A 13,000-nucleotide genomic window follows, 5' to 3' on the forward strand; every position below is an offset into this window, starting at 1 on the left:
GTGCGCGGTCTTTATTCAGACAGATAACGCTGGGGGGTGATCGTATAACGGAAGGTTTTGCTGTCGATCATGGTATCCCCGTGCCAGACCTGAACCTGCCAGTCGCCTCCCCACCTGGGCAGCAGGCGTTTGCTCGACCAGGTACGCCAGTAGTCACTGGTCGGCGTGAAGCTGACTTCGGCCATTAACTCTCCCTCGCGATACCATCTGTGTACCACCTGCTCACCCTGTAAATCCTGCAAGGCGGTAAAATAATACAGGGTGGTAACCTGGCTCGCCTCGCCGACCACTTCGTCCATGATATTGTCGATGGGCTCACGGTCACTGATACCATATGTCAGTTGACTGCGAGCCACATCAGCCGTGGCGGAAAAACCAGCCATGGACAACATCAGCACCGGGATATGGATCAATTTCATCTGCATTTTTCTCCCTACTCCTGTTTCTGACAGTATTGGATAAATTACCCCTATCAGACTGATTGTAGGTCAGTTTCCGGCAGAATGCCTGACGCCCGGGCCGGTCCTTTGATCAACCCAGGCGCTGCTTGATCCAGTGGCCGATGTCCTGGATTTCTTCCATACAGACATTGTGCTGCATGGGATATTCCCGCCACAGCACGTTATATCCGAGCTTCTGCAATTGGTTGTAGGCGGCCTTACCCAGGGCACAGGGCACCACTTCGTCATAGAGGCCATGGGCCACCAGCACCGGGGTCTCCTGATTGGCCTCATGACGTTGCTCGGCCAGCATCTGCGGCTGGCACATATAGGTGGACAAGGCAAGAATGCCGGCCAGTTGGTGTTCAAAACGAAGCCCCAGATGGTAAGCGATTACGCCCCCCTGGGAAAAGCCGGCCAGCAGGATGCGATTGGCAGGAATGCCGCGAGCCATTTCCTCCTCAACCAGTTTCTTGACCAGGGCTGCGGATTCTTCAACCCCCTGGACATCGGCACGATTTTCAAAATCCAGCGATTTGATATCGTACCAGGCACGCATTTGCATGCCGTTGTTGATCGTCACGGGGCGCACCGGCGCATGGGGAAACACGAACCTGCTGGCCAGGCTCTCCGGCAATTTCAGTTCCGGTACAATGGGGGCGAAACCGTTTCCGGAATCGCCCAGGCCATGCAGCCAGATAACCACGGCTTCGACCTTGTGTTGTGGGTTTACCTCGACGTAGGGTAATGCTGTGCTCATTCGCAATCCTGTGTTCCAAATCTTGTTGAGTGTGCCCTGCCCGGCTCCCTGCCGTTAATACGGTCTGTTGTTATCTGTGTCGCCGGGCTTGAAGCGCTGACTGGAACTTATGCTAACATTGCTTTTTTGCAGCCTCACCAATTATTCACCTATGGCACCAGGTAATCTTTTTATTCTCGCCGCCCCCTCAGGAGCGGGTAAATCCAGCCTGATCAAGGCATTGCTGGACAAGCATCAGGACGGCAGCATGCAGGTGTCGGTCTCGCACACCACACGCAAGCCCAGGCCGGGCGAGCAGGACGGCGTGCATTATCATTTTGTCGATCATAACGAATTCAAGGAGTTGATCGGCGAAGATGCCTTCTTCGAATGGGCCGAGGTGTTCGGCAATTACTACGGAACCTCCAAGCAGGCCATTGCCCGCACCCTGGAGCAGGGCATTGACGTCTTTCTGGATATCGACTGGCAGGGCGCGCGCCAAATCAAACAGCAGATGCCCGATACCGCCACCATCTTTATCGCCCCCCCGTCCCGGCAGGAGCTGTTGCGAAGGCTGCGCGGCCGGGGACAGGACAGCGAGGAGGTGATTGCCCAGCGAATGGACAAGGCCAGATCGGAAATCTCCCATTACCAGGAATTTGACTTTGTGGTGGTGAATGACGACTTTGACGACGCCCTGGCAGACATCGAATCCATCGTTACCAGCCAGCGACTGCGCCAGCCCAGGCAGGCCATCCGTCACGCCGGATTGTTTGGCGATCTGCTCAAAGAAGAATAATCCGATTGGTATAACCGGCAACTGTCTAAGCTTTAACCTTGGCAAGGTGGCATAAAGCCAGTAAACTATGCGACCTTTTTCGAATAATGCCCACGGAGTGTTAAATGGCCCGCGTAACAGTAGAAGATGCAGTAGAACAGATTGGCAATCGTTTTGACCTGGTGCTGGTCGCCGCTCGCCGTGCGCGCCAGCTGGCTATCGAAGGCAGGGATCCCAGGGTTGAATGGGAAAATGACAAAGCTACCGTGGTTGCCCTGCGCGAAATCGAGAAAGGCCTGGTCACCGCTGACAGTATGGATGCGGACGAAATGCGCTCTCAGGAAGAGCAGGAGCGCGCCGAATTCGCTTCTGTGGCCAATATTCTGTCCGGCGACCATCAGTAACACCCGACCCCCACTTTTCGTTTGGGGCGCTATTAGCGCCCCGGCGTTGGCTTCGCGCCAAAATCTCCGTATCCTGTAGCCATTCCTGTTCTGTCAGTCAGTATTTGACGTGTATCTGTTTGAAGGCCTGAAACAAAAAATCAGCGAGTACCTGCCTGCCGGGCAGGTGGCGGATATTCAGCGGGCCTATGTAGTAGCCCGCGATGCTCACGAAGGCCAGATGCGCTCCAGCGGCGATCCTTATATCACCCATCCTGTGGCTGTTGCCGGTATCCTGGCGGATATGCGCCTGGATCACGAAACCCTGATGTCGGCCCTGTTACACGACACCATCGAGGACACGCAAGTATCCAAGCAGGATCTGATTGACCACTTCGGTGAATCGGTGGCGGACCTGGTGGAAGGGGTCAGCAAGCTGGACAAGATCCAGTTTCGCAGCAAGAAAGAGGCCCAGGCGGAAAACTTTCGTAAGATGATCATGGCCATGACCCAGGACATCCGGGTGATCCTGGTCAAACTGGCGGATCGCACCCATAACATGCGCACCCTGGGCGCCCTGCGTCCCGACAAGCGGCGGCGCATCGCCCGTGAAACCCTGGAAATCTACGCTCCCATTGCCCATCGCCTGGGTATTCACGATATTAAGAACGAGCTGGAAGACCTCGGCTTTCAGGCCATGTATCCCATGCGCTACCGGGCGCTGAAATCGGCCGTTAAGCAGGCCAGGGGGAATCGCAAGGAAATCATCGAAAATACCCAGCAGGAGATCGAATCCCGGCTGGAAGAAAGCGGTATCCAGGCCGACGTCACGGGCAGGGAAAAGCACCTCTATTCCATTTACCGCAAAATGAGAAATAAGGAGCTGTTGTTTAACGAGGTGATGGACATCTATGCCTTTCGCCTGATTGTAGAGTCGGTGGACAGCTGCTACCGGGCCATCGGCGCCATGCACGGTCTGTATAAGCCCATCGAAGGCCGCTTCAAGGACTACATTGCCATCCCCCGCACCAACGGTTACCAGTCTTTGCATACTTCACTGGTGGGGCCCCATGGGATCCCGGTGGAAATCCAGATCCGTACCCTGGAAATGGACCATATGGCCGACAAGGGGGTTGCCGCACACTGGCTGTACAAGGAACCTGGCGAAGCCCGGGGTACCACGGCCCAGGTCAGGGCCAGGAAATGGATGCATTCTTTGCTGGAACTGCAACACAGCGCCAGTTCGTCGGTGGAGTTTATCGAAAACGTCAAGACCGACCTGTTCCCGGAGGAGATCTACGTCTTTACCCCGGACGGGCGCATTATCGAACTGCCCATGGGCGCCACGGCTGTGGATTTTGCCTATGCGGTGCATTCGGATATCGGCAATTCCTGTGTCGGGGTGCGGGTGGACAGGCGCAACTACTCCCTGAACAAGCCGCTGGAAAACGGCCAGTCGGTAGAGATCATCACCTCCCCCAGAGCCAAGCCTAATGCAAGCTGGCTGAATTTTGTGGTCAGCGCCAAGGCCCGCTCCTATATCCGCCAGTACCTGAAAAAACAGCATTCCGAGGAAGCCATCACCATGGGCAACCGCCTGCTGCGTCACGCCCTGGGTAATATCAAGCTGGATGATATTCCCCAGGCGGATTTAGACAGGGTGGTGAAGGAAACCAAGCACGATAACTTCTATTCTCTGCTGGCGGATATCGGCCTGGGCAACGAACTGTCAGCCATTGTGGCCCGCCGGTTGGTGGGCGACAGCGAAGTAGAGACGGGGGACAAGGGGCGCAAGGTGGCGATAAAAGGCACCGAAGGCCTGCTGGTCAGCTATGGTCGCTGTTGCCATCCCATCCCCGGGGACGATATCATCGCCATCCTCAGTCCCGGCAAGGGCATGGTGATCCATCAAAGCGGCTGCCGTAATATCCGCAAGCTGGCCAAAGAGGAGCCACACCGGGTACTTCCCATGCAGTGGGAGACTGAGGCCCAGGGCGAGTTCAAGGCATCGTTACGCGTTGAACTGGTCAACCGGCAGGGGACGCTGGCCAAACTGACCAATACCATTGCAGCCTCCGACGCGGACGTCATCAGCCTGCAAACCGAAGAAAAAGAAAGCAATATTTACTATATTGATTTGGAACTAACGACTGCTAACCGTATTCATCTGGCCAACATCATGCGGCGCATCCGCACCATGCCAGAGGTACAGAAAGTCTCTCGTCACAGCCAATCAAAGCAATCCTGAGGATCTTTTTATTATGTCTAAGTCCGTTATCAATACTGACAGGGCCCCTAAAGCTATTGGCACTTACAGCCAGGCCGTCAAATCGGGCACTACGGTTTATCTGTCCGGGCAGATCCCGCTGGTGCCGGAAACCATGGAGATGGTTTCCAACGAGTTTGAAGCCCAGGCCCGCCAGGTGTTTGAGAATATTAAAGCAGTCTGTGATGCAGCCGGCGGCAGCACCAATGACCTGACCAAGGTGAATATTTATCTGACTGACCTGTCCAACTTTGCCAAGGTCAATGAGATCATGAGCCAGTATTTCAAGCAGCCCTATCCGGCCCGCGCGGCCATTGGCGTGAAGGAGCTGCCCAAGGGTGCCCAGATTGAAATAGACGGCATTATGGAGCTGCCTGAATAAGGCTCTGATTCCGTGACACCTGAGCGTTACCGGCGCATTCGCCAGATGCTGGCCATGCGCCAACCGGATCTGACCGTTTGCCTGGAAAGAGTCCACAAGCCCCACAACCTGGCCGCTATGATGCGCAACTGCGACGCAGCAGGGGCCCATCATGTGCACGTGGTGTGGAATACCAGACATGAAATCCGCACCGGCACCTCGGTAGGGGCACAGAACTGGTTGAAGCTGCACTCCCATAAAAGTACCGCCGATGCCCTGGCTTCACTGAAAACACAGGGGATGCAGGTGCTGGTGACCCATTTGTCGGAGCAGGCGGTGGATTTTCGCCGGATAGATTACACCCGGCCCACCGCTATCTGGTTCGGCCAGGAACGCACCGGCGCAACTCCCGAGGCCGTGGCCGCAGCCGACCAGCAAATCATTATCCCCATGCTCGGCATGACCCAATCGCTGAACGTATCGGTGGCCGGGGCCCTGATCCTGTATGAGGCCCAGCGTCAGCGTCAGTTGGCAGGCCTGTACAACCAGCCCCGTCTGGAAGAGGCCGAATGCCAGCGCATCCTGTTTGAAGGCGGCTATCCCAAACTCAAAACCCTGTGTCGCATCAAAGGCCTGGACTATCCACAGATAGACGATGAAGGACAAATTCTGGCCAGCGACGCCTGGTGGCAGCGTATGCAACAGGACGGCCGGGTTAAGCCGTAGGGCTGCCTTCGGGCGACCATCCGTAAAAAAATCACAGCGCTGACAAAGAAGGGCAATGCTTGTACCTCGGCTGCCATCACCACATTGCGGCGACATAGAGTGAAATAAGCTGAAAGTAAAGTCCCGGCCATCAGGTCTTTAGACCCAACAATCATCCCCAATGGAGTCCGTATGTCCTTACGCCCACTGATTTTTTCCCTGTTGTTTGTCATCAGCAGTCCGCTACTGGCCCTCGACAGAAGCCAGGTGGCTGACAGCGCCGACGCCGTGACCCCACTTCTGAACGGCCAGACGGTCCCTGATGTGACGCTGAAAAGCGCGCAGGGTGAAGATGTCAGCCTGCATGCCCTGGTCAAACAGAAGCCCACGGTCATACTCTTCTACCGCGGTGGCTGGTGTCCTTACTGCAATGCCCAGTTAGCCGGTTTCCAGAAGGTTGAGAAAGATATTACCGGACTGGGCTATCAGATTCTGGCCATCTCTCCCGATTCACCCGAACGCTTACAGGAGCAGAAGTTCGACACAGACTACCAGGTCACACTGCTGTCCGACGCCGGCCTGGAAGCCATCCGGGCGTTCGGCATTGCCTTTTATATGGACGAGGAAACCTCGGCCAAATACCGTGATTGGAAAGGCAACATCTTCCCGACCCTGCTAGGAGACGATCGTATTGTGCTGCCGGCACCGGCCGCCTATGTGCTGGATACCCAGGGCGTGATCCAGTTCCAGTACGTGAATCCCAACTACAAGGTACGAGTCGACCCACAGTTGATGTATCATGCGGCTAAACTGGCTCTGAACTAATCATGGATGCAGTCACTCGCCTATAAACAGGTTACCGAACTCAAAGGGGTAGGAAGCAAAGTTGCAGAAAGACTGCAGAAACTCGGGCTGGTGACGGTTCAGGATCTGCTCTTTCACCTGCCCCTGCGTTACGAAGATCGCACACGCATCTACCCCATCGCCGATCTGATGCCCCAACTTCATGCCAGCATTGAGGCCGAAATCCAGTCCGCCGATATCCAGTTCGGCCGCAAACGCATGCTGACCGTCAGGGTATCAGACGGTACCGGCAGCCTGACCCTGAGGTTCTTCCACTTCAGCGCCGCGCAGAAAAACGCCATGGAGAAGGGTCTGACCATCCGCTGCTTCGGCGAGATCCGCCGCGGCAAATACGGCCTTGAGATGATGCACCCTGAATACCGGCTGCTGACAGACGGCCACCAACAACAGGTGGAAGAAGCCTACACGCCCATCTATCCCACCACCGAGGGACTAAAGCAACTGAGCCTGCGCAACCTCACCGACCAGGCTCTGGACCTGCTTAAACAGGGCGGCCTGGCCGAGCTGCTGCCGCCAGGCATGTATAATCAGCAGATAAGCCTGCAACAGGCTCTGCTGCTGGTGCACAGACCAGACCCGAATGTCAGTTTGACCCTGCTGGAAAAAGGCGAGCACCCGGCACAGCAGAGACTGATCCTCGAAGAGCTGCTGGCCCATCACCTGAGCGTATTAAAAGTACGCCAGAATGCCGAAGCCCAGCAGGCGCCGGTACTGCACCCTGAGTTCGGCTTGCTTGAGCGTTTTCTCGACTCGTTGCCCTTTGCCCCCACCGGCGCCCAGCGGCGGGTGGTGAAAGAAATTCAGCAGGACTTCTCCCGGCCCCGGCCCATGATGCGTCTGGTGCAGGGGGATGTAGGGTCCGGCAAAACCCTGGTGGCGGCGCTGGCGGCTCTTACCGCCATCGGCAGCGGTTACCAGGTGGCGCTGATGGCTCCAACCGAACTGCTCGCCGAACAACACGCCAATAACTTCCGCCAATGGCTGGAACCACTTGGCATCGACGTCGGCTGGCTGGCAGGCAAACTCAAGGGCAAGGCCCGCGAAGCCCTGCTTGAACGCCTGAAATCGGGTGAGATAAAGATGCTGGTGGGCACCCATGCCATTTTCCAGCAACAGGTAGCCTTTCATCACCTGGCCCTGGTCATTATCGATGAGCAGCACCGGTTCGGGGTACACCAACGCCTGGCCCTGCGTGAGAAGGGCCAGCATCAGGGTCTGATGCCGCATCAGCTGATCATGACCGCCACCCCTATTCCCCGCACCCTGGCCATGACCGCCTATGCGGATCTGGACACCTCGGTCATCGACGAACTGCCCCCAGGACGCACGCCGGTGAAAACCGCCGTGATCCCCGACAGCCGCCGGGACGAAGTGGTGTACCGGGTCAGACATGCCTGCCTGGAGGAACACCGCCAGATCTACTGGGTCTGCACCCTGATTGAAGAGTCCGAGGTGCTGCAGTGTCAGGCGGCAGAAGACAGCGCCCAGGCTCTGGCCATGGCCTTGCCCGAACTGAAGGTCGGACTCGTCCATGGCCGGCTTAAGGCGGCTGAGAAACAAGCCGTGATGCAGGCCTTTAAGGACGGCGAGCTGGATTTACTGGTGGCCACCACCGTCATCGAAGTGGGGGTGGATGTGCCCAATGCGAGTTTGATGATTATTGAGAATCCTGAGCGCCTGGGCCTGGCCCAGTTACACCAGCTGCGTGGCCGGGTCGGCCGGGGCTCGGTGGAAAGCCACTGCGTGCTGATGTATGCCACCCCCCTGTCGAAAACCGCCAGCCTGCGTCTGGCTGTGCTGCGGGAAAGCAATGACGGGTTTCTGATCGCCCAGCGGGATCTGGAAATCCGCGGGCCGGGCGAGCTGCTCGGCACCAAGCAGACCGGCCTGGCCGATCTTAAAATAGCCGATCTGGTTCGCGACGCGCATCTTATTCCCCAGGTGCAACAACTGGCCACCCGGTTGTGGGCAGAGCATCCGGCTAAGGCCCAGGCCATTATCAACCGCTGGCTGGCCCACCGGGAAGATTACGGACACGCCTGATGTCGTTGATTCCTGTCCTGCCCGCCACTCCCGATTATCTGGCCGCAGCCCGCCAACTGGCCGAACGCTGGCAGTTGCCACTCACCGAACACGCCGATTCGGGCCTGGTCCTCTATCTGGACGAGCGCGGCCTTGCCCTGAAAACCCTGGACGATCCGAGAATGGGTAACGTCCAGGTGGATTTCGCTTCCAATGCCATGGCCTGGCGTCGTCAACACGGCGGCGGACGGGGCGAGGCAGTGGCCAAAGCCGTGGGCATCAAAGGAGACTATCTGCCCCACGTGCTGGATGCTACGGCTGGCCTGGGCCGGGATGCCTTTATTCTGGGGAGTCTTGGCTGCAAGGTCAGCATGCTGGAGCGATCTCCCGTGGTGGCCGCCCTGCTGGATGACGGCCTGCGCCGGGCTGCTGCAGATTCTGAGCTATCCAACTGGCTGCCCGAGCGTATGCAACTGTTGCATGAATCGGCTGAAAAGGTCCTGAGCAACTGGGAAGGGGCCAAGCCGGACGTGGTCTATCTGGATCCCATGTTCCCGCACCGGCAGAAATCAGCACTGGTCAAAAAGGAAATGCGCCTTTTCCAGCAGTTGCTGGGCCCGGACCTGGATGCCGATGCCCTGCTTGCACCAGCGCTGCAACTGGCTGCCAAGCGGGTGGTGGTGAAACGTCCCGCCGGCGCCCCTTATCTGGCCCAGCGCAATCCCAGCATGGAGAGTAAGGGCAAGGCCAACCGTTTCGATATCTATATAATCCACAAATAGTCGTCTCTTAACTTATCAAGGAAACACCATGATTAAACCCGGACAAGCCCTGCCACAGGCTATTCTGACCGAGCGCAAAGACGGACAATCTCTGCAACATACCACCGCTGAGCTGTTCAAAGACAAAACCGTGGTGCTCTTTGCCGTACCCGGCGCTTTTACCCCCACCTGTTCCAACAGCCACCTGCCCGGCTACGTAGCCCTGGCCGACAAAATCAAAGCCAAAGGAGTGGACAGCATCCTCTGTGTATCAGTCAATGACGCCTTTGTGATGCAAGCCTGGGGGCAAGCGCACAATGCCGATGAGATCCGGATGCTGGGCGATGGAGATGGCAGCTTTACCATCGCCCTTGGCCTGGACAAAGACACCGGCTCATTCGGCGGCACCCGTTCCATGCGCTATTCCATGTTGGTCAGGGACGGAGTGGTGGACAAACTCAATCTGGAAGTCTCTGGCAAATTTGAGGTCAGCGACGCGCAGACCTTGCTGGATCAATTGGGTTGACAGCCGTCGCAACAGCGCATCAGCGTTGCTCCTCTATGCCTGGGGAGGAGTCGGAAAACATTGCCGCAGCCGCTGGTCACTTAGATCCGGCCTGTATCCTGTGCTGCCGACTCCGGCAGAGGCCTAATTTGCTGGCTGGCTAAGATTGCGATTGGCATCATGTCACTAATAATCACACTGGTGGGATGGATCTACGCGTTCTTTGATGTCGCGACACAATCGTATGGCTCCGTCGACATCACCACTGTCAGCCAGAATTCTGGCCAGACCAAGTGAAGCCCGAATGTTCAGTGGCGCCTGACTCAACACCTTTCGAAACCAGACTTCGGCTTCTTGAGGCTGCCCCAGATCCGCATACTTTTCACCGATGAGTGCTCCCATGTCCGCGTACCAGGGCATGATTCGGGCCGATTGCTCCTCATACAAACGGGTCATGGCTGCATAAGCCTTTTCGAAAAAAGGCAGAGCCTGTTCCGGACGACCCGTTATTTCGAGAACGTCACCGATGTTGATCAGGGCTCCCCAGGCATCGGGATTGAATTGCACTGCTTTATGGTAAGCCGTGAGGGCAGCCTCAAACTTGCCCTGGGCAGAATAGACAAAGCCCAGCGACCTGTGTACCCGGCTATTTTCTGGCGCGAGCCTTACCGCGCGCTCCGCCAGTGCCTGTGCTCTGTCCAGTTGACGCCGCGACTCCGGACTGGCCAGGTGACCTGAGGCCAATGCCTCCCGAAGATTGTTGTACCCTGCCTCCTGCTCATCAATCGGATTGGACCAACGTACTGTCTTTTGCACCAGCGCATTGGCCAGTCCTGCCTGCCCGGCCGCCGACTCAGGTCGCAACGCTATGGCCTGTTGATAAAGCTCTATGGCGGTTTCATTGTCGGCCCGGCGGATCTGAAAATAGTAATCATCAGCCTGATCGATCAATTTCTCTGCATTATCAGATGGAGACAGGTTTTTATCTGACTCGGGCCAGGGCAGAAATATAGCCACCAATAGCAGGATAGTGACCCCGGTCAATGCAGCGGTGAGTCGACCAGAGGGCATCCGGGTGGCTTTGGCATCTGAAGAGACCGGATTTGGCGGCGGCAGGTCTTTATCATCCGCCTCCCCGGCTATCGGCGCGGCAGGCTGTGGTTTCGACTCGGTCAGCTGGATATGGTCGGCAACTAAGCGATAGCCTCGTTTGGGTAAGGTGGCAATCAGCTTGGGTTGCCTGGGATCGTCCTGTAAGGCTTTGCGTAGTTTGGAAATGCAGCGGGTCAGTGCGTCCTCTGTGACCACTGTGTCCGGCCAGATGGCAGACAAAAGCTCGTCTTTACCATGAACCTTACCCGGCGCCATTGCCAGATAAAACAATAAGGCACAGGCTTTTGGCTCGAGACTGGACACCTGGTCAACAGATTCGGCTAAAGTTGAGTCGGCTGTGCGTTGCCAAAACCGGCCGCTGTCCCCCTCAATGCACCACTGATTAATTTCCAGAATTTCACCGGACATGCTGTTCTGACTAATATGTGATTCCGTCGGGGATACTATCATCAGACTTTGGTCAGCAAAACCGCAGAGATTGGTCAGGACCCGGAACTACCTGGCCTGCACAATGGTGACGGGTTCAACTACAGAGACACCACCTATGAAATTAACCGGATTACTACTCAGTCTTTTACTGACGCTCGGCATGGCTGCGGCTGGTGAAGCAGACGATCTACCACGCAGCTATTCGCCTGACCAGGTGAAGGAGGACTTCGCACAGCTCTACAAAGGGTTGCAGCAGGCCCACTATGATCTGTTTGCCAACCTGTCAAAGCCAAACTATGACCAGCACTTCGAAGAGTTTATGGCACAAATTGACGCCCCCATGACGGCTCTGCTAGTTAAAACACACTTTCAGAAATTTGTCGCTCTGGGCAAGGTGGCCCATGCCAGAATCGATTTCCCCGCTGAGGAATACAGTGCCTTCAGGGAAGCAGGGGGCAAGACCCTGCCACTTTACCTGTCAGTGACAGATGAGGGCGTCTACGTGAATGAATACTACGGCGCTCATCCGGAGATTAACCCTTACGACAGACTGATCAGCGTCAACGGCCAGCCTGTCCAGCAGTGGCTCGCCCCCCTGTATCAACATTTGTCGGCGGACAACCCTTTGATCGCAGCGACACTTTTGGAGTTTCGTTTACCCGCCCTGTTGTGGCTGGAACATGGAGAAAGACCAGCCTACGAGCTGACACTGGAAAAGCCTGATGGCAGAAAATTGACCCTGACACAACCCACATTGTCCAAGGCACAGCAGCAACTCCATTCCGCTGACAAGGAGATGTCTGAACAAATCGACTGGGATAGCAGAGAGGCTGAGATACTCGAACACAATATTGCCTATCTGCGACCTGGTCCCTTTTACAATAACAGTCCAGAGGCTGTGGATATCTGGGACAACCGGCAGTTTAAAGCCTTTATCGATCAAGCCTTTATGTCTTTTGCAAAGGCAGGCGCCCGGGCTTTGCTGATCGATCTGCGCTCCAACCCTGGCGGCACTAACTCATTCAGCGATCATATGCTGGCCTGGATTGCAGATCGGCCGTTCAAGTTCGCCTCAGATTTCAGGGTCAAGGTCAGCCCACAGGCGCAAGCGGCCAATAGGGCCAGGCTCGCCACCAGCCAGGATAAGAACGACATTTCCCATAAACTGGATGAATTTTATCAGGCTCAGCCCATGGGTACGGTATTCTCATTTCCCTTACCGCTGGCCCAGCCGCGCGAAGGAGAAAGGTTCAGTGGTGAAGTCTACGTGCTGATTGACCGCTACTCTTATTCCAACGCGGTTTCAGTCGCGGCCATAGTCAAAGACTATGGATTTGCCACCCTGTTGGGTGAAAAAACCGCTGATCTGGCCACCACTTATGGTGCGATGGAAGAGTTTAAACTTAACCATACCGGTATTCAGGTCGGCTTCCCTAAAGCCCATATCATCCGCCCCAACGGTGAGATGAAGCCCGATGGTGTCGCACCGGATGTGGTGATCGACACTCCCATGACCCCGGATGCCAGCCAGCGGGTGCTGCAGGCCGCCTTGGATCACATTCAGCATGCACTGCAGACAAGCGTAAACTAATCAAATTCGCTATACTCGCGCGGTTTTTATCCGGCCCGTCATC

The 13,000-nt window shown here is 56.4% G+C and carries 13 protein-coding genes; 10 read left to right on the plus strand and 3 right to left on the minus strand.

Annotation, left to right across the window (positions count from 1 at the left end; genetic code table 11):
- Positions 1 to 11: 11 nt before the first annotated feature.
- Together J0A66_RS10580 and J0A66_RS10585 are read right to left on the minus strand one after the other, a co-directional pair.
- On the minus strand, positions 12 to 419 hold the full coding sequence (locus tag J0A66_RS10580) for a DUF2914 domain-containing protein (protein WP_206573786.1): 408 nt from the start codon (positions 417 to 419) through the stop codon (positions 12 to 14).
- 112 nt (positions 420 to 531) lie between these two features.
- On the minus strand, positions 532 to 1,200 hold the full coding sequence (locus tag J0A66_RS10585; protein ID WP_206573787.1) for an alpha/beta hydrolase: 669 nt from the start codon (positions 1,198 to 1,200) through the stop codon (positions 532 to 534).
- Between the two features lie 109 nt (positions 1,201 to 1,309).
- Between J0A66_RS10585 and gmk the strand changes: the two genes are divergently transcribed.
- The 9 genes from gmk (at position 1,310) to J0A66_RS10630 (ending at position 9,845) form a co-directional block, all read left to right on the plus strand.
- Complete coding sequence (gene gmk, locus J0A66_RS10590) at positions 1,310 to 1,978, plus strand: guanylate kinase (RefSeq protein ID WP_241264141.1); 669 nt, start codon at positions 1,310 to 1,312, stop codon at positions 1,976 to 1,978.
- A 104-nt stretch (positions 1,979 to 2,082) separates the two neighbouring features.
- A complete protein-coding gene (gene rpoZ / locus J0A66_RS10595; RefSeq protein WP_206573788.1) occupies positions 2,083 to 2,361 on the plus strand; it encodes a DNA-directed RNA polymerase subunit omega in 279 nt (92 codons plus the stop codon).
- Positions 2,362 to 2,470: 109 nt separating this feature from the next.
- Entirely contained in the window at positions 2,471 to 4,588 is a 2,118-nt protein-coding gene (spoT, locus tag J0A66_RS10600; RefSeq protein ID WP_206573789.1) for a bifunctional GTP diphosphokinase/guanosine-3',5'-bis pyrophosphate 3'-pyrophosphohydrolase, read from the plus strand.
- A 13-nt stretch (positions 4,589 to 4,601) separates the two neighbouring features.
- Positions 4,602 to 4,988, plus strand: coding sequence for a RidA family protein (locus J0A66_RS10605; RefSeq protein ID WP_206573790.1), 387 nt, complete (start codon positions 4,602 to 4,604; stop codon positions 4,986 to 4,988).
- Between the two features lie 12 nt (positions 4,989 to 5,000).
- Entirely contained in the window at positions 5,001 to 5,693 is a 693-nt protein-coding gene (gene trmH, locus J0A66_RS10610; RefSeq protein ID WP_206573791.1) for a tRNA (guanosine(18)-2'-O)-methyltransferase TrmH, read from the plus strand.
- Positions 5,694 to 5,864: 171 nt separating this feature from the next.
- Complete coding sequence (locus J0A66_RS10615) at positions 5,865 to 6,497, plus strand: peroxiredoxin-like family protein (protein WP_206573792.1); 633 nt, start codon at positions 5,865 to 5,867, stop codon at positions 6,495 to 6,497.
- A 6-nt stretch (positions 6,498 to 6,503) separates the two neighbouring features.
- On the plus strand, positions 6,504 to 8,579 hold the full coding sequence (recG, locus tag J0A66_RS10620) for an ATP-dependent DNA helicase RecG (RefSeq protein ID WP_206573793.1): 2,076 nt from the start codon (positions 6,504 to 6,506) through the stop codon (positions 8,577 to 8,579).
- The gene (locus J0A66_RS10625) at positions 8,579 to 9,340 is read left to right on the plus strand and encodes a class I SAM-dependent methyltransferase (RefSeq protein ID WP_206573794.1); all 762 of its coding nucleotides are present in this window, start codon (positions 8,579 to 8,581) and stop codon (positions 9,338 to 9,340) included. Before recG ends, J0A66_RS10625 begins: the two co-directional genes overlap by 1 nt.
- Positions 9,341 to 9,368: 28 nt before the next feature.
- On the plus strand, positions 9,369 to 9,845 hold the full coding sequence (locus J0A66_RS10630) for a peroxiredoxin (protein WP_206573795.1): 477 nt from the start codon (positions 9,369 to 9,371) through the stop codon (positions 9,843 to 9,845).
- 165 nt (positions 9,846 to 10,010) lie between these two features.
- Here J0A66_RS10630 and J0A66_RS10635 read toward each other — a convergent pair whose 3' ends face one another.
- Positions 10,011 to 11,345: a tetratricopeptide repeat protein gene (locus J0A66_RS10635; protein WP_206573796.1), complete on the minus strand. Its 1,335-nt coding sequence runs from the start codon at positions 11,343 to 11,345 to the stop codon at positions 10,011 to 10,013.
- A gap of 136 nt (positions 11,346 to 11,481) precedes the next feature.
- Between J0A66_RS10635 and J0A66_RS10640 the strand changes: the two genes are divergently transcribed.
- The gene (locus J0A66_RS10640; protein WP_206573797.1) at positions 11,482 to 12,957 is read left to right on the plus strand and encodes a S41 family peptidase; all 1,476 of its coding nucleotides are present in this window, start codon (positions 11,482 to 11,484) and stop codon (positions 12,955 to 12,957) included.
- Positions 12,958 to 13,000 lie beyond the last annotated feature (43 nt).

The organism is Bowmanella dokdonensis, assembly GCF_017254865.1.
Classification (GTDB): Bacteria; Pseudomonadota; Gammaproteobacteria; order Enterobacterales; family Alteromonadaceae; genus Bowmanella; species Bowmanella dokdonensis.